This window comes from Streptomyces camponoticapitis (assembly GCF_014646115.1).
Lineage (GTDB): Bacteria > Actinomycetota > Actinomycetes > Streptomycetales > Streptomycetaceae > Streptomyces > Streptomyces camponoticapitis.
The window spans coordinates 183,864-203,714 of record NZ_BMMV01000007.1; the positions used below are offsets into that span (position 1 = coordinate 183,864).

At 68.7% G+C, this 19,851-nt stretch carries 25 protein-coding genes and 1 pseudogene; 8 read left to right on the forward strand and 18 right to left on the reverse strand.

All coding sequences use genetic code 11. The features are described 5' to 3' along the window. Positions 1-2 precede the first annotated feature (2 nt). The 14 genes from rplE to rpsJ all read right to left on the reverse strand — a co-directional run bounded on the left by rplE (position 3) and on the right by rpsJ (position 6,670). Positions 3-560, reverse strand: a complete 558-nt coding sequence (rplE, locus tag IEY79_RS13355) for a 50S ribosomal protein L5 (protein WP_023539334.1) — start codon at positions 558-560, stop codon at positions 3-5. Beyond that, a complete protein-coding gene (rplX, locus tag IEY79_RS13360; RefSeq protein WP_189107648.1) occupies positions 560-883 on the reverse strand; it encodes a 50S ribosomal protein L24 in 324 nt (107 codons plus the stop codon). The genes rplE and rplX overlap by 1 nt, the downstream gene beginning before the upstream one ends. A gap of 2 nt (positions 884-885) precedes the next feature. Continuing rightward, positions 886-1,254: a 50S ribosomal protein L14 gene (gene rplN / locus IEY79_RS13365; protein ID WP_023539336.1), complete on the reverse strand. Its 369-nt coding sequence runs from the start codon at positions 1,252-1,254 to the stop codon at positions 886-888. A 103-nt stretch (positions 1,255-1,357) separates the two neighbouring features. Then, entirely contained in the window at positions 1,358-1,648 is a 291-nt protein-coding gene (gene rpsQ, locus IEY79_RS13370; RefSeq protein ID WP_189107649.1) for a 30S ribosomal protein S17, read from the reverse strand. After that, positions 1,648-1,872 carry a 50S ribosomal protein L29 gene (gene rpmC / locus IEY79_RS13375; RefSeq protein ID WP_031230018.1) on the reverse strand — a complete coding sequence of 75 codons (225 nt, stop codon included), beginning with the start codon at positions 1,870-1,872 and terminating at the stop codon, positions 1,648-1,650. Before rpmC ends, rpsQ begins: the two co-directional genes overlap by 1 nt. Further along, positions 1,872-2,291: a 50S ribosomal protein L16 gene (gene rplP, locus IEY79_RS13380; RefSeq protein WP_023539339.1), complete on the reverse strand. Its 420-nt coding sequence runs from the start codon at positions 2,289-2,291 to the stop codon at positions 1,872-1,874. Before rplP ends, rpmC begins: the two co-directional genes overlap by 1 nt. 5 nt (positions 2,292-2,296) lie before the next feature. After that, on the reverse strand, positions 2,297-3,148 hold the full coding sequence (gene rpsC / locus IEY79_RS13385) for a 30S ribosomal protein S3 (protein WP_189107650.1): 852 nt from the start codon (positions 3,146-3,148) through the stop codon (positions 2,297-2,299). Then, positions 3,148-3,495 carry a 50S ribosomal protein L22 gene (gene rplV, locus IEY79_RS13390; RefSeq protein WP_189107821.1) on the reverse strand — a complete coding sequence of 116 codons (348 nt, stop codon included), beginning with the start codon at positions 3,493-3,495 and terminating at the stop codon, positions 3,148-3,150. Before rplV ends, rpsC begins: the two co-directional genes overlap by 1 nt. A 43-nt stretch (positions 3,496-3,538) precedes the next feature. Then, positions 3,539-3,820 carry a 30S ribosomal protein S19 gene (gene rpsS, locus IEY79_RS13395; RefSeq protein ID WP_003966956.1) on the reverse strand — a complete coding sequence of 94 codons (282 nt, stop codon included), beginning with the start codon at positions 3,818-3,820 and terminating at the stop codon, positions 3,539-3,541. A gap of 14 nt (positions 3,821-3,834) precedes the next feature. Further along, positions 3,835-4,671 (reverse strand): 50S ribosomal protein L2, encoded by an 837-nt coding sequence (gene rplB, locus IEY79_RS13400; protein WP_023539343.1) that lies wholly within the window; start codon positions 4,669-4,671, stop codon positions 3,835-3,837. A 47-nt stretch (positions 4,672-4,718) separates the two neighbouring features. After that, positions 4,719-5,036 carry a 50S ribosomal protein L23 gene (rplW, locus tag IEY79_RS13405; RefSeq protein ID WP_078075546.1) on the reverse strand — a complete coding sequence of 106 codons (318 nt, stop codon included), beginning with the start codon at positions 5,034-5,036 and terminating at the stop codon, positions 4,719-4,721. Further along, positions 5,036-5,698, reverse strand: a complete 663-nt coding sequence (rplD, locus tag IEY79_RS13410) for a 50S ribosomal protein L4 (RefSeq protein ID WP_189107651.1) — start codon at positions 5,696-5,698, stop codon at positions 5,036-5,038. The genes rplW and rplD overlap by 1 nt, the downstream gene beginning before the upstream one ends. A gap of 4 nt (positions 5,699-5,702) precedes the next feature. Next, the gene (gene rplC / locus IEY79_RS13415; protein ID WP_189107652.1) at positions 5,703-6,347 is read right to left on the reverse strand and encodes a 50S ribosomal protein L3; all 645 of its coding nucleotides are present in this window, start codon (positions 6,345-6,347) and stop codon (positions 5,703-5,705) included. A 14-nt stretch (positions 6,348-6,361) separates the two neighbouring features. Further along, positions 6,362-6,670 carry a 30S ribosomal protein S10 gene (gene rpsJ, locus IEY79_RS13420; protein WP_003948644.1) on the reverse strand — a complete coding sequence of 103 codons (309 nt, stop codon included), beginning with the start codon at positions 6,668-6,670 and terminating at the stop codon, positions 6,362-6,364. Between the two features lie 505 nt (positions 6,671-7,175). Between rpsJ and IEY79_RS13425 the strand changes: the two genes are divergently transcribed. From IEY79_RS13425 to IEY79_RS13435, 3 genes are all read left to right on the forward strand, one after another. After that, on the forward strand, positions 7,176-7,367 hold the full coding sequence (locus IEY79_RS13425; protein WP_189107653.1) for a DUF1059 domain-containing protein: 192 nt from the start codon (positions 7,176-7,178) through the stop codon (positions 7,365-7,367). Positions 7,368-7,513: 146 nt separating this feature from the next. After that, entirely contained in the window at positions 7,514-7,765 is a 252-nt protein-coding gene (locus IEY79_RS13430) for a type II toxin-antitoxin system Phd/YefM family antitoxin (protein ID WP_078075549.1), read from the forward strand. After that, on the forward strand, positions 7,762-8,022 hold the full coding sequence (locus IEY79_RS13435) for a Txe/YoeB family addiction module toxin (RefSeq protein ID WP_189107654.1): 261 nt from the start codon (positions 7,762-7,764) through the stop codon (positions 8,020-8,022). The genes IEY79_RS13430 and IEY79_RS13435 overlap by 4 nt, the downstream gene beginning before the upstream one ends. Before the next feature lie 44 nt (positions 8,023-8,066). On the opposite strand, the gene IEY79_RS13440 is transcribed toward IEY79_RS13435, so the two are convergent. Both IEY79_RS13440 and IEY79_RS13445 read right to left on the reverse strand, forming a co-directional pair. After that, positions 8,067-8,276 carry a DUF397 domain-containing protein gene (locus IEY79_RS13440; protein WP_189107655.1) on the reverse strand — a complete coding sequence of 70 codons (210 nt, stop codon included), beginning with the start codon at positions 8,274-8,276 and terminating at the stop codon, positions 8,067-8,069. Next, positions 8,273-9,148 (reverse strand): helix-turn-helix domain-containing protein, encoded by an 876-nt coding sequence (locus IEY79_RS13445; protein WP_229700846.1) that lies wholly within the window; start codon positions 9,146-9,148, stop codon positions 8,273-8,275. Before IEY79_RS13445 ends, IEY79_RS13440 begins: the two co-directional genes overlap by 4 nt. Before the next feature lie 132 nt (positions 9,149-9,280). Between IEY79_RS13445 and IEY79_RS13450 the strand changes: the two genes are divergently transcribed. From IEY79_RS13450 to IEY79_RS13465, 5 genes and pseudogenes are all read left to right on the forward strand, one after another. After that, on the forward strand, positions 9,281-9,751 hold the full coding sequence (locus IEY79_RS13450) for an ATP-binding protein (protein WP_189107657.1): 471 nt from the start codon (positions 9,281-9,283) through the stop codon (positions 9,749-9,751). Between the two features lie 94 nt (positions 9,752-9,845). Continuing rightward, positions 9,846-10,754, forward strand: coding sequence for an RpnC/YadD family protein (locus IEY79_RS13455; RefSeq protein ID WP_189107658.1), 909 nt, complete (start codon positions 9,846-9,848; stop codon positions 10,752-10,754). Between the two features lie 131 nt (positions 10,755-10,885). Continuing rightward, positions 10,886-12,247 carry a HEAT repeat domain-containing protein gene (locus tag IEY79_RS13460; RefSeq protein WP_229700847.1) on the forward strand — a complete coding sequence of 454 codons (1,362 nt, stop codon included), beginning with the start codon at positions 10,886-10,888 and terminating at the stop codon, positions 12,245-12,247. A gap of 27 nt (positions 12,248-12,274) precedes the next feature. Next, positions 12,275-12,409 (forward strand): annotated as a pseudogene (locus IEY79_RS37345) (lantibiotic ABC transporter); the annotation flags it as partial. A gap of 283 nt (positions 12,410-12,692) precedes the next feature. Beyond that, the gene (locus IEY79_RS13465) at positions 12,693-14,795 is read left to right on the forward strand and encodes an alkaline phosphatase family protein (protein WP_189107659.1); all 2,103 of its coding nucleotides are present in this window, start codon (positions 12,693-12,695) and stop codon (positions 14,793-14,795) included. Positions 14,796-15,160: 365 nt separating this feature from the next. Here the strand turns inward: IEY79_RS13465 and IEY79_RS13470 are convergent, their stop codons facing one another. Continuing rightward, entirely contained in the window at positions 15,161-18,025 is a 2,865-nt protein-coding gene (locus tag IEY79_RS13470) for a poly(A) polymerase (RefSeq protein WP_189107660.1), read from the reverse strand. Further along, positions 18,025-19,725 carry an RNA ligase family protein gene (locus IEY79_RS13475; RefSeq protein ID WP_189107661.1) on the reverse strand — a complete coding sequence of 567 codons (1,701 nt, stop codon included), beginning with the start codon at positions 19,723-19,725 and terminating at the stop codon, positions 18,025-18,027. Before IEY79_RS13475 ends, IEY79_RS13470 begins: the two co-directional genes overlap by 1 nt. Positions 19,726-19,851 lie beyond the last annotated feature (126 nt).

The following is a 19,851-nucleotide window of genomic DNA, read 5'->3' on the forward strand; positions in this document are numbered from 1 at the left end:
GGTCAGTTCTCCTTGAACGGGAAGCCGAGGTGACGAAGGAGGGCACGACCCTCGTCGTCGTTGGTCGCCGTGGTCACCACGGTGATGTCCATGCCCCGGACCCGGTCGATCTTGTCCTGGTCGATCTCGTGGAACATGACCTGCTCCGTGAGACCGAAGGTGTAGTTGCCACGGCCGTCGAACTGCTTGGGCGACAGGCCGCGGAAGTCACGGATACGCGGCAGCGCGAGCGACAGCGTACGGTCCAGGAACTCCCACATGCGGTCACCGCGGAGGGTGACGTGGCAGCCGATCGGCTGCCCCTCGCGCAGCTTGAACTGCGCGATCGACTTGCGGGCCTTTGTCACGGCCGGCTTCTGGCCGGTGATCGTGGTGAGGTCCTTGATGGCACCCTCGATCAGCTTGGAGTCGCGGGCGGCGTCGCCCACACCCATGTTGACCACGATCTTGACGAGACCGGGGACCTGCATGACGTTCTCCAGGGAGAACTCCTCACGCAGCTTGCCGGCGATCTCCTCGCGGTAGCGCAGCTTCAGACGCGGTGCGGTTGTGGTCGTCATCAGATGTCCTCACCGGTCCGCTTGGCAACGCGGATCTTGTTGCCCTCGTCGTCAAAGCGGTACCCGACGCGGGTGACGACCTTCTTGCCGTCCTTCTCCACGACCAGCTGAACATTGCTGATGTGGACAGGGGCCTCGGTCGTCACGATGCCGCCGGTCTGCGAACCACGAGCGGTCTGGCCGGCCTTGGTGTGCTTCTTGACCCGGTTGACACCCTCGACGAGGACACGGTTCTGCGTGGGGTAGGCCACGATGACCTTGCCCTGCTTGCCCTTGTCCTTACCGGTGATGACCTGAACCAGGTCGCCCTTCTTGATCTTCATGCTTACAGCACCTCCGGCGCGAGCGAGATGATCTTCATGAACTTCTTCTCGCGCAGCTCACGGCCCACCGGGCCGAAGATACGGGTGCCACGAGGGTCGCCGTCGTTCTTCAGAATGACGGCGGCGTTCTCGTCGAAGCGGATGTACGAGCCGTCCTGGCGGCGGCGTTCCTTCACGGTGCGAACGATGACCGCCTTGATGACGTCACCCTTCTTCACGTTGCCACCGGGGATCGCGTCCTTGACGGTGGCGACGATGACGTCACCGATACCCGCGTAGCGGCGACCCGAGCCACCGAGAACACGGATGCAAAGGATCTCCTTGGCACCAGTGTTGTCGGCGACACGCAGTCGCGACTCCTGCTGGATCACGTCTATCTCCTGATCGTCTGCCGGTTCCCGGTGGGGGCCGTGACGTACGTACGGCCCCCACCGAGCCTGGCGGAACTACTCCCAGAGAATGCCCTGGGAGGGATTACTTGGCCTTCTCGAGGATCTCGACGATGCGCCAGCGCTTGGTCGCCGACAGCGGCCGGGTCTCCATGAGGAGGACACGGTCGCCGATCCCGGCGGCGTTCTGCTCGTCGTGCGCCTTGAGCTTGTTCGTACGGCGGATGACCTTGCCGTACAGGGCGTGCTTCACGCGGTCCTCGACAGCGACGACGACGGTCTTGTCCATCTTGTCGCTGACGACGAGACCCTCACGGGTCTTGCGGAATCCGCGGTCGCTCTTCGCGGTCGTCTCGGTCACGTTGCTCTCAGTCATCAGGCGCTCTCCACCGTCTCGATGCCCAGCTCGCGCTCACGCATCAGGGTGTAGATCCGCGCGATGTCCTTCCGGACCAGCTTCAGCCGGCCGTGGTTCTCAAGCTGACCGGTCGCCGCCTGGAAGCGGAGGTTGAACAGCTCTTCCTTGGCCTCGCGGAGCTTGTCGACAAGCTCCTCGTTGCCCAGTTCACGCAGCTCGGACGCCTTGGTAACGGCCGCCATCACGACTCACCTGCCTCGCGCCGAACGATGCGGCACTTCATCGGAAGCTTGTGGGCGGCGCGGGTGAGCGCCTCCTTGGCAACCTTCTCGTTCGGGTAGGACAGCTCGAACATCACCCGGCCGGGCTTGACGTTCGCGATCCACCACTCGGGAGAACCCTTACCGGAACCCATGCGGGTCTCGGCGGGCTTCTTCGTGAGCGGACGGTCCGGGTAGATGTTGATCCAGACCTTGCCGCCACGCTTGATATGACGGGTCATCGCGATACGAGCCGCCTCGATCTGGCGGTTCGTCACGTATGCCGGGGTCAGCGCCTGGATGCCGTACTCGCCGAACGCAACCTGCGTGCCACCCTTGGACATTCCGCTGCGCTTCGGGTGGTGCTGCTTGCGGTGCTTGACCCTACGGGGGATCAGCATTTCGGTCAGGCCTCCGTTCCGCCGGTAGAAGTGGGCGCGGCCTCCGCGGCCGGAGCAGCCGTCGCGTCGGCCTTGGGGGCCTCGGCACCCGGAGCCTGCTGCGGCTTGCGGCCACCGCGACCGCCACGCTCGCCACCGCGGCCACCGCGGCCGGCGGGACGGTCGCTGCCGCCACCACGAGCCGGACGGTTGCCCGCGCGCGCCGCGGCGTTCTCGGCGCGCACCTCGGCGATGTTCTTGACGTCGCCCTTGTAGATCCAGACCTTCACGCCGATACGGCCGAAGGTCGTCTTGGCCTCGAAGAAGCCGTAGTCGACGTTGGCCCGGAGCGTGTGCAGGGGCACGCGGCCCTCGCGGTAGAACTCCGAGCGCGACATCTCGGCGCCGCCGAGGCGGCCACCGCACTGGATCTTGATGCCCTTGGCGCCGGCCTTCATCGTCGACTGCATGCTCTTGCGCATGGCGCGACGGAAGGAGACACGCGAGGACAGCTGCTCGGCGACGGCCTGGGCCACCAGCTGAGCGTCCACCTCGGGGTTCTTGACCTCAAGGATGTTCAGCTGGACCTGCTTGCCGGTCAGCTTCTCCAGCTCGCCGCGGATACGGTCGGCCTCGGCGCCGCGGCGGCCGATGACGATGCCCGGACGTGCGGTGTGGATGTCCACGCGGACGCGGTCACGGGTGCGCTCGATCTCCACCTTGGAGATACCGGCACGCTCCATCCCCTTCGTCATCATGCGACGAATGGCGACGTCTTCCTTGACGTAGTCCTTGTACAGCTTGTCGGCATACCAGCGGGACTTGAAGTCCGTGGTGATACCGAGCCGGAACCCATGCGGGTTAACCTTCTGGCCCATTACCGGGTTCCTTCCTTGCTGCTGACGACCACGGTGATGTGGCTGGTCCGCTTACGGATCCGGTAGGCGCGGCCCTGGGCACGCGGCCGGAACCGCTTCAGGGTCGGACCCTCGTCCACGTACGCCTCGCTGATGACCAGCGAAGTGGCGTCGGAGTGGTCGTAGTTGTGCGCGGCGTTGGCAATGGCGCTGTCAAGCACCTTGCCGACCGGCACGCTCGCGGCCTGCGGGGCGAAACGCAGGACCGCCTGAGCCTCCGTGGCATCCATGCCACGGATGAGGTCCACCACGCGGCGGGCCTTCATGGGCGTGACGCGGATGTACCGCGCCTGGGCCCTGGCTTCCATGGTTGTCCCTTCGGTGTAAGTCATAGTCGTTTCCACCCCGCCGTTAGCGGCGCTTCGACTTCCGGTCGTCCTTGACGTGGCCGCGGAAGGTGCGAGTCGGCGAGAACTCGCCGAGCTTGTGGCCGACCATCGACTCGGTGACGAACACCGGGACATGGATCTTGCCGTTGTGCACCGCGATGGTGTGGCCCAGCATTGCCGGGACGATCATCGAGCGACGGGACCAGGTCTTGATGACGTTCTTGGTGCCAGCTTCGTTCTGGACGTCCACCTTCTTGATGAGGTGGCCGTCTACGAAGGGCCCCTTCTTGAGACTGCGCGGCATCTGAAAACCCGCTCCTAGCGCTTCTTGTTCGTCTTGCGGCGGCGGACGATGTACTTGTTGCTCGCCTTCTTCGGCGAACGCGTACGACCTTCCTTCTGACCCCACGGGCTGACCGGGTGGCGACCACCGGAGGTCTTGCCCTCACCACCACCGTGCGGGTGGTCAACGGGGTTCATGGCGACACCGCGGACGGTCGGGCGGACGCCCTTCCAGCGCATGCGGCCGGCCTTGCCCCAGTTGATGTTCGACTGCTCGGCGTTGCCGACCTCACCGATGGTGGCGCGGCAGCGGACGTCGACCAGCCGGATCTCTCCGGACGGCATACGAAGGTGGGCCATGGAGCCCTCCTTCGCCAGCAGCTGCACGGAAGTGCCCGCGGAACGGGCGAACTTCGCGCCGCCGCCGGGACGCAGCTCGATGGCGTGGATGGTCGTACCGACCGGGATGTTGCGCAGCGCCAGGTTGTTGCCGGGCTTGATGTCGGCGGACGGGCCGTTCTCGACACGGCTGCCCTGCGTCAGGCCACGCGGCGCGAGAATGTAGCGCTTCTCGCCGTCCGCGTAGTGCAGGAGCGCGATGCGCGCGGTGCGGTTCGGGTCGTACTCGATGTGCGCGACCTTGGCCGGCACGCCGTCCTTGTCGTGACGACGGAAGTCGATCAGACGGAAAGCGCGCTTGTGGCCGCCGCCCTGGTGGCGAACGGTCACACGACCGGCGTTGTTACGGCCGCCCTTGCTGTGCAGGGGGCGGACCAGCGACTTCTCCGGCGTGGACCGCGTGATCTCGACGAAGTCGGCGACGCTGGAGCCACGACGGCCCGGGGTCGTCGGCTTGTACTTGCGGATACCCATTTCTCAGTCCTCGGAATATTCCGGACTTCGATTCGATCCGACTCCCGTTAGGAAGTCGGGCCGCCGAAGATGTCGATACGGTCGCCCTCGGCGAGGGTCACGATGGCGCGCTTGGTGTCCGAGCGCTTGCCGAAACCGGTGCGGGTGCGCTTGCGCTTGCCCTGCCGGTTGATCGTGTTGACCCCGGTGACCTTGACCGAGAAGACCGCCTCGACGGCCTGCTTGATCTGGGTCTTGTTGGAGCCGGGCGCGACGATGAACGTGTACTTGTTCTCGTCGAGCAGCGCGTAGCTCTTCTCGGACACCACGGGCTTGACGAGAACGTCACGCGGGTCCGTGAAGGTCTTGCTGGTGATCTCGGCCATCAGGCTTCGCTCCCCTCGGTCTCGGCAGTCTGTCGCGCAGCCCCGCCGGACACGAAGGACTCGAAGGCGGCCTTGGTGAAGACCACGTCGTCGGAGACAAGCACGTCGTACGTGTTGAGCTGTCCCGGGTCCAGCAGGTGGACCTCGGGGAGGTTGCGCGCGGACAGCCACGCGGCCTCGTCGCTCCGCTCGACGACCAGGAGCACGTGCTTGCGCTCACTGACCTTGCCGAGCAGGCTCTTGGCGGCCTTGGTGGACGCCGCGCCCTCGACCACGTCGGAGACGACGTGGATACGAGCGTTGCGGGCCCGGTCCGAGAGGGCCCCGCGCAGGGCGGCGACCTTCATCTTCTTCGGGGTCCGCTGCGAGTAGTCACGCGGGGTGGGGCCGTGTACGACGCCACCGCCGGCGAACTGCGGCGCACGGGTCGAACCCTGACGGGCGCGGCCGGTGCCCTTCTGGCGGTAAGGCTTCTTGCCACCACCACGGACCTCGCCACGGCGCTTGACCTTGTGCGTGCCCTGACGGGCGGCGGCCAGCTGCGCGACGACGACCTGGTGGATCAGCGGGATGCTGACCTTGGCGTCGAAGATCTCGGCCGGGAGCTCGACGGTCCCGGTCTTGTCGCCCGAGGGCGACATGATGTCAATGGTGCTGCTCATGTCTTCAGGCCCCCTTCGCCGCGGTGCGGACCAGGACGAGGCCGCCGTTCGGACCGGGGACCGCGCCCTTGATGAGGAGCAGGCCCTTCTCCGCGTCAACGGCGTGAACGGTCAGGTTCTGGGTGGTGACCCGCTCGTTGCCCATGCGACCCGCCATGCGGAGGCCCTTGAACACACGGCCCGGGGTGGCGCAGCCACCGATGGAGCCGGGAGAGCGGTGCTTGCGCTGGGTTCCGTGACCGGCGCCGAGGCCCTTGAAGTTGTGACGCTTCATGACACCGGCGAAGCCCTTGCCCTTGCTCTTGCCCGTGACGTCGACCTTGACGCCGGACTCGAACGCGGCAGCGGTGATCTCCTGGCCGAGCGTGTACTCGCCGGCGTCGGAGGTGCGGAGCTCCACCATGTGGCGGCGGGGGGTCACGTCGGCCTTGGAGAAGTGGCCCTTGAGGGGCTTGTTCACCTTGCGCGGGTCGATCTCGCCGAAGGCGATCTGGACCGACTCGTAGCCGTCGGAGTCATTCGTACGGACCTGGGTAACGACGCAGGGTCCGGCCTTGACCACGGTCACCGGGACGACACGGTTGTTCTCGTCCCAGACCTGGGTCATGCCGAGCTTCTCGCCCAGGACACCCTTGATCTGCTTTGCCATCTCTTCCGCGCCTCTCAGAGCTTGATCTCGATGTCGACGCCGGCCGGAAGGTCCAGGCGCATCAACGAGTCAACGGTCTTGGGCGTCGGGTCGAGGATGTCGATCAGGCGCTTGTGCGTGCGCATCTCGAAGTGCTCGCGCGAGTCCTTGTACTTGTGCGGCGACTTGATGACGCAGTACACGTTCTTCTCAGTGGGCAGCGGCACCGGGCCCGCGACCGACGCACCAGTGCGAGTCACCGTCTCGACGATCTTCTTCGCCGAAGAGTCGATGACCTCGTGGTCGTAGGCCTTGAGCCGGATGCGGATCTTCTGTCCCGCCATGGCTACTCAGTAGTCCTGTTCTCTCGAAACGCTCTGGCCCCCGGATGAGGCTTGTCCCCTGTGCACAGGGACCGCCTGCCTCCGACCCACGCGGTCGGGCGTGTCGCATTCCCTTTTCGTCGAAATTCCCGAAGGATTTCCCTGCCAAGGGGTGCGGGCCCGAAGTCCGCGAGACCGGGGACGAACGCCCACCGGGCGCCTGGCCGGTACCCCGCTGACACTTCCCAGAAGATTCCCGTACGTCCGCCTCAGCGCTGCCGTGAGAGGCAGATGGGGCGACGAGTACTGTGGGACTCGCTTCCGGTCCTCCCGACGGGAGGCGCGCAGCATCGGCACTCAACCGAGCAACCTGTGCAGTGTGCCATATGGCCCGGAGCCCTGGCCAATCGCGGCCGGAGAGCGTACCCCACGGGGTGAGCGCCGAATCCTCGGGTGGACGCGAAGCACGCGCGGGGCCTGGCCGGAGTCACCTGAACAGGAGGACACTGGTACGTAGAGGTGCATCATGCGCAAAGTAGTGGACAGCCGGGACATGCCGAGCGAAACGGACTGCACCCTCGCGATCACGGGCGAGGAGGACGAGGCGGCCCCCACCCCGACCGAACAGGCGACGTCGCCCCACATCCCCGAGAACACGGCGGAACTGCGAACCCAGCTCCGCCCCAACCTGAGGGACGAGATGCCGCGGCACGCGTGATTCATCGGACTCACCCCCGGCGCGTGGTCCGCCTCCGTGCCACGCGCAGGAGTGGGGCCGCACGGGGTATGCGTCACGCGAAAGCCGAGCCGTCTTCAGACCAGCGCCTGTACAGTTATCTGTACGTAGCGCTGGGAGGCGATCTCATGAGGACGATGTCGTACACCGAGTCGCGGGCAAAGTATGCGGAGACGCTGGACTCGGTCGTCAACGACCGTGAGGAAGTCATAATCACGAGAGCCGGGCACGATGCGGTCGTGATGGTGGCATTGGACGACTACGAGTCCCTCAAGGAGACGGCCTACCTGCTGAGGAACCCTGAGAACGCCCGCCGCCTGCTGGCCTCGATCGACCAGCTCGAGAACGGCGGCGGCACAGTGCAGGAGCTTGCCGAGTGAAGCTGGTGTGGTCCGAGTCCGCCTGGGACGACTACGTGTGGTGGCAGTCGGAGGACCGAAAGGTTCTGAAGCGGATCAATACCCTTCTCCAGGACGTGACGCGCAACGGCAACGAGGGCATCGGGAAGCCGGAGCCGCTCAAGCACGGTTTCCAGGGGTACTGGTCACGCCGTATCACTGAGGAACACCGTCTGGTCCACAAATTGATGGAGGACGAGGTCCGGATCGCGGCCTGCCGCTACCACTACGGCCGCTGATGCCGAACCTCACCCTCTGGGTGTGAGGCGCGTTCAGGGCGGGTTCATGACTCCGACGCGTAGGACACGAAGCTCGCCCACGCGGTGGGTGTGAGGCCGAGGCGGGGGCCTTGGGGGGTCTTGGAGTCACGGACGTGGACCGTGGTGGGGGTGGTGGCGACCTCGACGCAGTCGTTGGGGTTGCTGCTATCGCTGTAGCTGCTCTTGAACCACGCCAGCTCGTTCGCGTCCTCGGCTGAGGTGCTGCGGATCATGTCTCCCCTAGGGCTTCCTCGATGAAGGCCAGAGACTCACGCGCATTAAGAGCCTCGGCCCGGATGATGCCATAACGCAGTTCCAAGATCCTTAGCTGCCTCGGATCGGAGACAGGTCGGCCACCGAACTCCTCATCAGTGCGTCCGACCGACGTGCCATCCCCGAACTTCAGCACTTGGATGCGCCCGCTCGTCCCAGGATGATCCCCATGAGAGGTCGGCATCACCTGGATCTCAACGTTGCGCAACTGCCCTACTTGCAGCAGGTGTTGGAGCTGCCTGCGCAACACCATTTTGCCACCCACCGGGCGGCGAAGCGTGACCTCTTCCTGGACAAAACTCAGCTCGGGCGCCGGCGAACGGTCGAGGATGGAACGCCGGGCCATTCGTGCCGCAACTGCCTGCGCCAATTCGTCGTCCGACAGTGCGGGCCTCCTCGTAGAGAGCAGCGCACGCGCGTACTCCTCCGTCTGGAGCAGACCGTGCAGATTGTGGCTGCCGTACGACAACAGCTCAACTGCCCTGGCCTCCATCCTCGCCAGATCCCGAACCCGCTTCGGATAGCGAACCTCCGCCACGTCCTGCTTCATCGCGGAGATCATCCCCTCCGCCCGCAAGACCCTGTCCGCCTTGTCCAGGTACTCCTGGCGGGGAATCCGCGTGCCCGACTCGACCTTGTAGACCAGGTCCTCGCCGTAGCCGATCGCCTGGCCGAACTCCGCCGCCCGCAGGCCGGCCGCCTCGCGGCGCAGCCGTAGCTGCCTGCCGACCGTCGCGACGACCGCCGCGCCCGATTCGTCGTCCGGGTCGACTTCCCAACCCGGCTCGTCCGTCTCGGTCCTGGGCTCCGTACCGTCCGTGTCCACGCTCACCGCACACCCGCCTCCCTGGTACCGCCGCCCCCTCCGGACAGGCTGGACAGCGCTGGACAAGCCCCGGACAGTCGCCGTACGTACCGGAGTCATCACTGGTCAGCGTATGCATGGACCGCCACGCTGAGTGACGTGAATCAAGAAATCACCCAACTCGGTCTTTCGGAACGCCACTTCGGCGTACTCCTGTCACCCACGCCACGCGGCGCCCGTCTCGCCCGGCGGCTCACCACCGCGCATCTGCTCGCCTGGGACCTGCCGTCCCGGACGATCGAGGCGGCGGAACAGGTGACCGCCGAGCTGGCGACGAACGCGGCCACGCACGGCCGGCTGTCCGGGCGGGACTTCCTGCTGGAGCTGCGCAGGACGGACGACGGGCGGGTGCTCCGCATCGAGGTGACCGACACCCGTGGCGACCGCCTCCCGGGACTCAACCCCCAACTGCCACCCCCGGACGCCGAGTCGGGCAGAGGGCTGCTGCTGGTGGAGGTGCTGGCGGACCGGTGGGGGGTGACGCAGGGGCCGGTGCCGCGCAAGACGGTGTGGGCGGAGCTGGATCTCGTACGGCCAGTCTCATCCTTGCGGGTGAATATGCCCAACTGAGCCATAACCAGGGCGGATTGTCTGCTTATGCTCAGCGAGATCGAAGTCTTGGCATGTGCCAGAGACAAACTCCACTCACTCCACGGGAACCCGCATGGTCAGCTCGCCCCATGAGGCGATGCATCGCATCTTTCAGGACCACCCGGGGCTCTTCTCCGGTGTCTCCGAAGTGCTGGGGGTCGACTTCGGCCCACTCGTGGGGGTCACCGTCATGCCAACGGACCTCACCGAGGCCCGGCCCGTCGAGCGACGCGTGGACACGCTCTTACGGGTCGAGACCGAGGACGGCGCGTCCTATCTCCTCGCGATCGAGGCCCAAGGGAAGAAGGACCGGGACAAGCCCGCAAGCTGGACCTACTACCTGTCGTATCTGTACACGAAGTACCGGCTACCGCCCGTACTGCTGGTCGTCTGCCAGGATCGCGCCACGGCTGAATGGGCGGCGCGGCCCGTCGACATCGGTCTCCCGCAGTGGGCGTCAATCACCCTGCGCCCGCTGGTGGTGGGCCCGCACAACATGCCGGTGATCACCGACGCGGCCGAGGTCCAAAAGGACCTGGCACTCGCCACGCTGGCTCTTATTACGCACGGTGCCGATCGGGACCCCGATGTCATACTCAAAGCGATGACGACCGCGCTGCGGGAAACCCCAGAAGACGTCAAGAACCCGATCGTCGAACTCATCTCACAGGGCTTGGGCAACCTGCCCGCCGCAGCACTCTGGAGGAAACTGGTGGCCGTGGACCTTTCTTTCTACAAGTCGCCGCTCTCGGAGGAAATCCGGAACGAGGGCCGAACTGAGGGCCGGACTGAGGGCCGAACTGAGGGCCGAGCCGAAAGTCGGGCGGAAGACATCCTCTTCGTCCTGGAGCGGCGCGGCGTCGACGTCCCGGAGGACGCCCGCGAGCGCATCACCGGATGCGATGACCCCGAGATCCTGCTGCGCTGGCTCGCCCGCGCCCTCACCACGCCGTCCGCCGAAGGCCTCTTCTCGGACGAGTAGCGCCGGCGACACCCGAGCCGTGACCGCTGGGTCCCACGAAGAGGTCTTCGCGTCAAAGTAGCCCGGCTCCGCCGATCAGGGCCGACCGCACCTCGCGGTCGGCCCTGCCTCGTGGCAGGGAGGGACTGTCAGTGCCGTGTACCACCATGGGCTCCTGGAGCAGCGCGCTCGCGCCCGAGAAGGAGACCGTGGTGGATGCGATCAAGGCCCTTGCCGACCCCGGCCTGCGGGAGGCGGCTCGGGAGAGGCTGGCCGGTTGGGGGAGCGCCGCGGTGGGGCCGCTGCTCGATGAGTTGCTGGGCGCGGACTCGCCCGTTCCGCACGGGCAGATCGAGTTCGTCCTGGCCAAGCGGATCGGACCGGTCGCCTTCGACGGGGTGCAGGCGGCGCTGGCCGCCGCCGGGGACGAGGAGTCGCGCCGCCACGTCAGCCGCGTGTTCGTCGCGCTACGTACGGTCGACCGTTACGTAGCGGCGCTCTCGCACCCGTCCGCCGAGGTGCGGAACTCCGCCGCGTACGGAATCCAGTGCGCCTGCTCGGTGGCCTTCGGCCGGGAGCCGAACCCCGACGTGGACTACGCCCTGGTGATCGACGCGTTGACCCCACTGCTCGCGGATCCGGACCCGGACGTCGCCCAGCGGGCCGAGTGGGTGCTGACGATGCTGGGACCCGGCGTCGTGGAACGAATGCGCGACGTACGCGTCCATGGACCCGGAAATCTGCGGTCCCGCGCCCTGTCCGTCCTCGCGTCGGTCGGTGGCGAGGAGGCGCTGTCGCCGGCGGACCGTGCCGCTGTGGAGCGGCTGATCCGTATCAAGGTGCTGGACGACCGGGCCCAGCCCCTCGACACCTGCTCCACCTCCTGGATAGCCGTCCCCACCGGCGACCAGCGGGGAATCGTGGAGGTGCTCGGCCTCTTCGAGGCGCGGCCCGCGACGTTCGAGCTGGGGCTGAACGTCGGAATGCACGACAGCCACGACGGCGCCGAGTACGGCAGGGTCTACGTCACTCCGGAGGTCGACGGTTGGACCCTGGTGCTCGGTCCCTGGTGCAATCCCGTTGATCCGGAGCGCGCGGAGGATGTCCTGCGCGTCGTCACGGAGCTGAGCCGCCGCTACGGCCGGGCCCAGGCGTACTACTACGGCGAGCAGGGCGGCGGGGCGGGGTGGCTCGTCGTCGAGGACGGGACCGTCGTACGCCGGTTCGGCTCGTACTGGAGCGACGACGGCGCGCGGTACACGGTGGGCGGGCCCCTGCCCGAGGAGCGGGACGCCTGCGTCGAAGAGGGCATCACCCCGGTGGGAGATCCCGGAGCCGACGACGAGGAGTGGGCGGATCTCGCCGCGTATCTGTCCCCGCAGCTCGCGGACCAACTGGGCGTGAGTCCGCTGGACCTGGGCCCGCGGAACTCGGTGCGCGGGATCGGGGCGGTGGCTCTCACCCCGTACGCGCGCGAACACGGAAGGCCGCACACGGGCGCGTACGCGATCTGACGTGCGGGCACGACCGTCCAGAGAGAAATGAGCGGTACGAGCACGGTGAAGGACATCGATCCCCGCGGTACGCGGCACGGTGAGACGACGGCGCTCGGCGTGCCGCAGCGCCACGAGGGAATCGACTTCTCCGAGCCGATGCTGTTCGGGCTCGCTACGGGCTGTCCTTCAGGTCGGACGAATCCCTCCACGACATGCCTGTCGGGGCTCCTGGGTTTTCACGGGCGCCGGGCTCCGCGCCTTCGGACAGCCCTCGACCCCCTCCGACTCGGCGGACCAGCGCGAATACAGGATCAGGGGATTTTGCAAATGCCCTGGTTGTTGGCCGCCTGACCGTCGATGTCCGGCCGGTCCCCCCTCGGTCTGCGTTCACGCAGCGTTGGCGTTCACCCGCTGGCATGAACAGGTTGTAGTGACCACCGAATTCCCCAGGCAAGGAGCTTCCATGGCCCCCGATCCGATCTCCCCTGCCCCCGGGCCCGAACCCGGCGGCAGGGGCCGCACGATGAGCGGCGCCACCCGTCGCCGGTTCATCCAGGGCACCGGGGTCACCGCCGGGTCACTGGTGCTCGGCGCGACCGCCGGGGCCGGCGGCGCGTACGCCGCTCCGAAGCCGAAGCATGACGGCAGCCACGACCATGGCCTGCCGAGGGGCTTCAAGGGCGACATGTCCGACCTGAAGCACGTCGTGATCCTGATGCAGGAGAACCGGTCGACCGACCACTACTTCGGCACGTTCCCCGGCATCCGCGGCTTCAACGACAAGCAGGCGCTCCGCTTCCAGGACGGCACCACCGTCTTCCAGCAGAAGGACCGCGACGGCAAGATCGTCGCCCCGCAGGTCGACGACGGCAACTGGGGCAACGACCACGGAGCCTGGGGCGACGTCAACCACCGCAAGTGGGATCAGTGGGTGCAGCACAACGGCGCGAGCTGCATGAATTACCACAGCGACGCCTACATGGGCTTCTACCACTCGGTCGCCGCCCAGTACACCATCGCCGACCAGAACTTCTCCTCGGAGTTCGGGCCGACGGACCCCAACCGGAAGTACCTGTGGAGCGGTACCGCCAACAGCGAGACCGGCAACACCGACGAGTCCAACTACTCCCGCTCCTGGACCACGGTGCCCGAGCAGCTCCAGCAGGCCGGCATCGACTGGCGGCTGTACTCGGACAACAGCGGCGACGGGCGGCAGGGTTACATCAGCACCTGGGTCGGCGACTACGGCGACAACGAGCTGAAGTACTTCAAGGGGTTCGACCCGGAGGGGCTGAGCGCCGACGACCCGAAGTTGCGGCCCGGCACCGGGCTGATCTGGCGCGCCAACGCCACGTACTACTCAGGCATGACCTCCCCGAACGACGACTCCGACGACAACCTCGACGCGGTCCTCAAGAACTTCCGCGACGCCTGCCGACCGGGCGCCGAACACCCGCTGCCGGCGGTCTCCTGGATCGTGGCGCCGTACGGCTGGTCCGAGCACCCGGACGCGGACACCCGACACGGCGAGCGCTATGTCAGCAGGGTGCTCGACATCCTGCAGAGCAACCCCGACATCTGGAACCACACCCTCTTCATCCTCAACTACGACGAGAACGACGGGAAGTTCGACCACGTGCTGCCCCCGTGGCCCGAGCCGGGCACGGCGCGCGAGTACGCCGGCGACTACCCGCTCGGTTTCGGTCCGCGCGTACCGATGCTGCTGGTCTCACCGTGGAGCCGTGGCGGCCACGTCGCCTCGGAGGTCTTCGACCACACGTCGACGATCAAGTTCCTCGAAACCTGGTCGCAGCACCTCGGCAAGCCGTTCCGGTCCCCCAACATCAGCGAGTGGCGGCGTTCGATCGCGGGCGACCTCACCAGCGCTCTCGACTTCACCGACCCGCGGCCGGGTCCGGCCGTCTTCGCCGACCCGGTCGCGGAGAAGTCCGTCTCGGTCGCCGCCCACCACATGACGCCGCGCCCGCTGAGTTTCCATCCGCACGCGACGGTCTCGGTGGACCACAAGTCGGGAACGGTCACCGCCACGATGAGCCTGTCCGGCGGCCCGAAGGACAAGGCCCTGAGCTTCCAGGTCTTCCCCGACAAATACCGGCCGTTCTCCAACACGCCGTTCACCGTCACCGCGCGCAAGTCCCGCGAGTACACCTGGGACGCCAAGGCCACCGACGGCAAGTACGCGTTCTCGATCTACTCCAACGACGGTTTCGTACGCTCCTTCGCCGGCCAGCTCCCGCCCGCCGGAAAGAAGAACGACGATGGCCTCCCGCGCGTGGACGTCGACCTGCTGAAAGCCGAAGGCACCAAGCACGAGGCGCGCGTGAAGCTCACGTTGCGCAACGACGGCAACCAGCCGGTGCGCTACACCCTCGTCCCCCACGACTACCTCGGCCACACCCAGAAAGTCACGGTCGAACACGGCAGGTCGAAGGTCGTCACATGGCCGACCCAGGACGGTTACTACGACCTGGTCATCACCGTCGACACCGACACCACCTGGACACAGCGCTACGCCGGCCGGGTGGCGGACACGGGAAAGCACTGATCCCCACAGGATCTTCCCTAGGGCCGACCGCGTCTCGCGGTCGGCCCTTCTGTGTCACTTCGGGCGAACTGCGCGGTTCCCCCGCAAGCCATCTCACCGGGTCGCGGAGAAGCGCGACCCGGTCCGCGGCGACCCGGTGCGGTGGGCAACCACCTCGTCCAGCACCGTGAACCGACCCTCGTCGCGATCGGCCCCGCCGTCCACATCCAGTCGCTGCCCGCCGGAGCCCGGATCGGCGTCAAGTGCGTGACCGCCCGCTTCCCGGAGGGCGAGGAGCGTATCGGCGCCGCACCGCGGAAGTTGGAGGCGGCGGGCTATCTGGAAGGCACTCGCCGCCTCACGGTGAGCGGGGAGGCCGGGGCAGCTCAGCGCAGGGTCGGTACGTCGCCTCCGCGCGTCCACGCGACATCCACGTCCCGCAGGCCCCGGCCCCACGGCGACACGATCTCCGTGAGCGTCGCCGCGTCCGGTGGGGTGGCGCCGAGGCCGATCGCGTAGTGGACGCGATCCCGGTCCCCGTCCGTCGTGTACGGGCGCGGCCAGGCGTGGGCGTCCCGTACGCCGGCCGCTTCGAGCGCGGTGAGCAGCGCCCGTACGCGGCCACGGAACCGGCCCAGTGTGTCCGGGCGGCGCGTGGACACCGTGGCCACCGCCCAGGCCGCGTGGCGACGGTGGAGGGGTGGGGGTGCGGCGAGTGCGGGGCAGGCGCCCGTATCCAGGAGTTCCCAGGCCCGGTAGAGCTCCTGGACCAGTAGGTCGCGGTGGCCGGGGCCGACCTGTTCGGTGCAGGTGCGGATGGGGGTGGTCGGGGTCAGGACGGTGACCGGGGCGGTGACTCCCTTGCTGGGAAGGGGCGTTGTGAGGGAGACCGGTTCGCGCCAGTCCCAGGCCGCCCATGTGCCGAAGAAGTGCCGGAGCAGATCCTCGGGCCGGAGCGGCGCGTCCGGCTCCATGACCGTGCGTGCCGCCAGCACCGCCCATGCCAGGCCGGGCAGCCCGCCGAAGGGAGCGGAGTCCAGGCCGCGCGCCGCCGCCCACGTCTTCACCTCCCTCGCCAGCCGGGCGAAGGCACCGTGGCGGTCGCCGACCGCGTCGCGTACGGCCACCGCGTCGCTCACCGCGCTCAGCGCGACGGCCGCCGCCTCGCCGAGTTCGGCCCGGCGGTCCACGGCCCGCGCCGGAGGCAGTGAACCGGCCGCGACCACTGCCAGGTCGACGCCCAACTCGCCCACCGTGAACCGGAGTCCGGGCACGCGTGCGCCGATCACCTCCCGTACGGGGGACGCGCCGGGCGGGAGCGCGGCGGCGACCCGCCGCCGTATCCCGTCCATGTCCGCCTCCTCGCCCGGCACCACCGCCACCAGGTCCAGATCCGCACGGGCCGACGCGCAGCCCATACGGCGGGACCCCACGACGTGTACGACGCCCTCGGCCGGCGTCCGCGGCGCGAGGAGCCGGGCGGTCTCGCCGGCATCGGCGGCGGGCGGCCCGGCAAGCGGCCCGGCGGGCGGCTCGTCCTCCGGGACCCACGTGATCTCGCCCGTACCGAGCGCGATCCTCGCCCGCACCCGCATGGGCTCCTCGCCCCGGCGCGACAGCAACACCAACTCGCCCACCGTGGCGCACACTTCGCCGAGCCGCGCCTCGATGCCGGCCGCATCCCCCTGCGGGTCCCGGCTCCGCCTCAGCGTCAGATGCGGCGTGAACCCCTCGGCCCGCCGTCCGCCGCAGCGTGGGAACCGCCGTTCCAGCGCCCGCCGTAGCTCCGTCCACGGCGCGTCCGAGCCCTCCGACTCCGAGCCCTCCGCCGCCGGGTCCAGCCAGAGCGTGGCGTCCTCACGGTGCCCGAAGGTGTGCACCCCGCCCAGCCGCGCCGTGAACGGCACCGTCTCCGCGGCGGCAGCCGACAGCAGTGGCCCCGCGCGCTCGAAGTCGGACTCCGGGACGAAGCCGAAGAGCAGGTTCACATGCGGCGGCCGGCGGTCGAACTGTGGATCGTGCTCCCGCCGGAGGGCCTGGAGGGGAGACCACAGCTCCTGTGGCGGTATCCAGGCGACGGCCGTACGAGCCGTGGCCCGGACGTCCAGCACATCCGCGGGGGTGTCCGGCGTCCCGAGAGCGACCTCCGCCTCCACGCCGTAGTGGTCGGAGATGTAGAGCCCCCGCGCGTCCGGCGTGTCCCCGCGCAGCACCGCCCCGGCCACCACCCCGCTCCCCCGCAGCAGCACCCGGTCGAGCCGGGCGGCGCGGCCCGACAGCGAGGACACCGCCGCCAGCGGATTGGTGACCGGATCGAACGTGGGCGTGCTGTCCTCGGAGCCGTACACCTCCGTCCAGGCGTCCCGCAGCCCGAGCGCGGCGGCCGGTCCTCCGCCCCCACCGGAGCCGTCGTTGAAATCCCCCAGCAGGATCTGATCGGCGTCGACACCGCCCAACCCCTCGGCGAGGGCGGCCAGTTCGCCACGGCGCCGGTCCGCGCCGTCCTTGGAGTGGTCGCTGCTCAGGTGCGTGGTGGCCACCACGAGCGGCCCCGCCCCGGTCTCCACGGTGAGCGCGGTGACGGCCTTGTGCGGGCCGAGCGTGTGCCGCCCGGCCTCCCGTACCGGCAGCCGGCTGAGAAGCAGCAGACCGGTGTCGTCGACGTCGCGCCCGCCCGGGTCGGTGCCGAGCGTGTAACTCGCCCGCACCCAGGGAGCGTTCAGGAGCATCGTGAGCAGGTCGGCCTCGACCTCCTGGAGGGCGATGATGTCGGCCCCGGACTCGGCGAGCGCGGCGAGCAGCAGGGGGCGCCGGGCGGCGGTGTCGACGCGTTCGCTGTCGTAGCGGTCCCAGAGGGTGTTCCAGGTCAGGACGCGCAGCGAGGCGGAAGCGGGTACGGAGGCGACACGCGCGGGCACCCGCTCCCCGCCCGCGGGCACCCACTCCCCGCCCTCGTACGCGTACGGCGCGCACGCCGAGAAGAACGGCGCCCGCAGCAGCCGCGCGTGCCGCACCCGCCCCGCGTCCGTCGCGTCGATGCGGTCGACGCCGGTCGCCCGGTCCCAGACGACCTCGCCGTCCGCCTCCACGAACAGCACGCGGTGCCACGGGATGTCGCCGCCGGGCACGAACGCGGGCAGCGGGATGCGGCCGGGGGTCGTACCGCGCCGGCTGACGCCGAGGACGAAGCGCGCCGGGTCGAAGCGCGGGTCCCAGCGCACCTGGTGGTAGAGCTGATCGCTGGTCCGCATCACGTTCCCCCGCTCCCGATGTCGTCGGCGTCCTCGACGGCCCCGGTCGCGCCCACGTACCACGTACGGTGCGCGTCTCCCGGATACGGCGGTACGAAGCGGTGCAGCTGCCCCGTGAGTACGTCGGCCGGCACTGGATGCGGCCGTACGCCGTTACGCCTGACCAGCTCCGCCTCGTCCACGAGCAGCACCGCGTGGGTGACGAACGCGTCGCGCCGCCGTGCCACCGCCTGGACGAGCGAACGCTGCTGCCGGTTGAGCGAGGTGGCGTCCCACACGACCGTCCCCCCGGCCGCGAGCGCCCGGTCGAGGCGGTCGAGGCCGTCCCGGAGGACGTCCCCGTTGGCGCGCTGATCGGCGCGCGCGCCGCGCTCCTCGCGCAGGTCGTCCAGCGAGACGCGCGTCCCGACGCCGGTGAGTCCTCCTACGAAGGTGCTCTTCCCGCTCCCCGAGGGCCCCACGAGGTGAATCAGCGAGGGGAAGTTGCCGGACCGCCACCGCCAGGTCGCGGCCACCGCCTCCTCGACGGTCGTCAGCCGCCCTGCAGTCCAGGCGTCACGGGCCTCGGCCCAGCACCGTTCGACGGCTTCCGGTCCGAGCCCGTCGAGCGCGGCGCGCAGCCCCGTACGCAGAGGCGCCACCGGCTCGGGTCCCAGCAACCCGGCCTCTTCGGCGATCAGCGCGGACCACTCGACCTGCTCCGACCGGCTCTCCGGCACGGCCCCGGCGACGGCGTGCAGCACCGCCAGGTCGACGGCGAGCGCCATCCGCGCGAGCCCGGCACGCCGCTCCTCGTCGGGGAACGGTCGGTGCAGCGCCGGATGGAGACCCACCAGGTCCGCGACTCTCCTCGCCCCCGCCATACCCAGCGGCGCGACGAGCGCGGCCGCGAGCCGCCCACGCGGCACATGGTGCAGAAAAGCGGCCAGAACCCCACCCAGCCGGTCGTCCCCGTGCCGCCCGCCGGCGTCGAGCCGCCCGGCGACCTCCAATGCCGCTCGCCCGTCCCCCTCGGCACCCACGGCCTTCGCCAGGGCCCCCGCGTCCACGGGACCCCCCGACCGCACGTCCCACAACGCGGCACTCGCACCGAGCCCGTTCTCCACGACGGCGGCGTGCATCCAGTGCGTGTCGGTCTGTACGTGATGCGGCCGCACCCACTTGGCGAGCCGGCGCCCGAACTCCTCGCGTACGAAGGCCTCGACGGTCCGTACGACGTATCCCTCCTGCCGCGCGGGGTCCAGCCTCAGCCCCCGCAGGGCCCGTTCGTCGAAGGTCCCGCGCCACAGGACGCGCGGTGCGGGTATCCCCAGGCGCCGCAGTGTCCGCACGGTCTCGTCCCAGCCGAGACAGCGTTCGCCGTCCCACACGGAGAAGCCGTAGAACCAGCTCTCCAGGTCCTCGTAAGCGATCGAGTGGCGGGCGTACATGTTCTCGCCGCACACCCGCGTCCCGTCGGGTATCAATGCCCCGATCCGCCCCTGCAACGCCTTCACCCAGGCCCGTGACGGATGATGCCCGGAATCCAGCGACCGGGCGTGCAGCCCGTCGCGGTACAGGGTGGTGTTCTCCCCGTCCATCTTCTCGGTGACGACGACTTCCCGCCCCCGCAGCCCGCCCAGGTCCCCGGCCCGCACGTCGTCGGCCCCGACCCCGGGCGACCAGGGCAGATGTGACGTCCTCGGATACGCCGTACGCATGCCCCACTCCCCCGCCGCCCCGTGACCACCTGCCCGGCAACCCTAGGAGCGCGACGGAACGCGATCCATCGAATAAGGGGCGACTCGGCTTCGAGGACAACGGCTTCCCGCCTGCAAAAAAGAAAA

Excerpts from the sequence above, each read along its gene's own strand:
- IEY79_RS13440 (WP_189107655.1), bottom strand. The coding sequence starts at position 8,276 with ATGATCCGCAGCACCTCAGCCGAGGACGCGAACGAGCTGGCGTGGTTC.
- rplB (WP_023539343.1), bottom strand. The coding sequence starts at position 4,671 with ATGGGTATCCGCAAGTACAAGCCGACGACCCCGGGCCGTCGTGGCTCC.
- rpsQ (WP_189107649.1), bottom strand. The coding sequence starts at position 1,648 with ATGACTGAGAGCAACGTGACCGAGACGACCGCGAAGAGCGACCGCGGA.
- IEY79_RS13455 (WP_189107658.1), top strand. The coding sequence starts at position 9,846 with ATGGTCAGCTCGCCCCATGAGGCGATGCATCGCATCTTTCAGGACCAC.
- IEY79_RS13425 (WP_189107653.1), top strand. The coding sequence starts at position 7,176 with ATGCGCAAAGTAGTGGACAGCCGGGACATGCCGAGCGAAACGGACTGC.
- IEY79_RS13475 (WP_189107661.1), bottom strand. The coding sequence starts at position 19,725 with ATGCGTACGGCGTATCCGAGGACGTCACATCTGCCCTGGTCGCCCGGG.
- rplX (WP_189107648.1), bottom strand. The coding sequence starts at position 883 with ATGAAGATCAAGAAGGGCGACCTGGTTCAGGTCATCACCGGTAAGGAC.
- rplC (WP_189107652.1), bottom strand. The coding sequence starts at position 6,347 with ATGGCAAAGCAGATCAAGGGTGTCCTGGGCGAGAAGCTCGGCATGACC.
- rpsS (WP_003966956.1), bottom strand. The coding sequence starts at position 3,820 with ATGCCGCGCAGTCTCAAGAAGGGGCCCTTCGTAGACGGCCACCTCATC.
- rplD (WP_189107651.1), bottom strand. The coding sequence starts at position 5,698 with ATGAGCAGCACCATTGACATCATGTCGCCCTCGGGCGACAAGACCGGG.
- rplW (WP_078075546.1), bottom strand. The coding sequence starts at position 5,036 with ATGGCCGAGATCACCAGCAAGACCTTCACGGACCCGCGTGACGTTCTC.
- IEY79_RS13465 (WP_189107659.1), top strand. The coding sequence starts at position 12,693 with ATGGCCCCCGATCCGATCTCCCCTGCCCCCGGGCCCGAACCCGGCGGC.
- IEY79_RS13430 (WP_078075549.1), top strand. The coding sequence starts at position 7,514 with ATGAGGACGATGTCGTACACCGAGTCGCGGGCAAAGTATGCGGAGACG.
- IEY79_RS13470 (WP_189107660.1), bottom strand. The coding sequence starts at position 18,025 with ATGCGGACCAGCGATCAGCTCTACCACCAGGTGCGCTGGGACCCGCGC.
- rplV (WP_189107821.1), bottom strand. The coding sequence starts at position 3,495 with ATGGAAGCCAGGGCCCAGGCGCGGTACATCCGCGTCACGCCCATGAAG.
- rplP (WP_023539339.1), bottom strand. The coding sequence starts at position 2,291 with ATGCTGATCCCCCGTAGGGTCAAGCACCGCAAGCAGCACCACCCGAAG.
- rpsJ (WP_003948644.1), bottom strand. The coding sequence starts at position 6,670 with ATGGCGGGACAGAAGATCCGCATCCGGCTCAAGGCCTACGACCACGAG.
- rpmC (WP_031230018.1), bottom strand. The coding sequence starts at position 1,872 with ATGGCGGCCGTTACCAAGGCGTCCGAGCTGCGTGAACTGGGCAACGAG.
- rpsC (WP_189107650.1), bottom strand. The coding sequence starts at position 3,148 with ATGGGCCAGAAGGTTAACCCGCATGGGTTCCGGCTCGGTATCACCACG.
- rplE (WP_023539334.1), bottom strand. The coding sequence starts at position 560 with ATGACGACCACAACCGCACCGCGTCTGAAGCTGCGCTACCGCGAGGAG.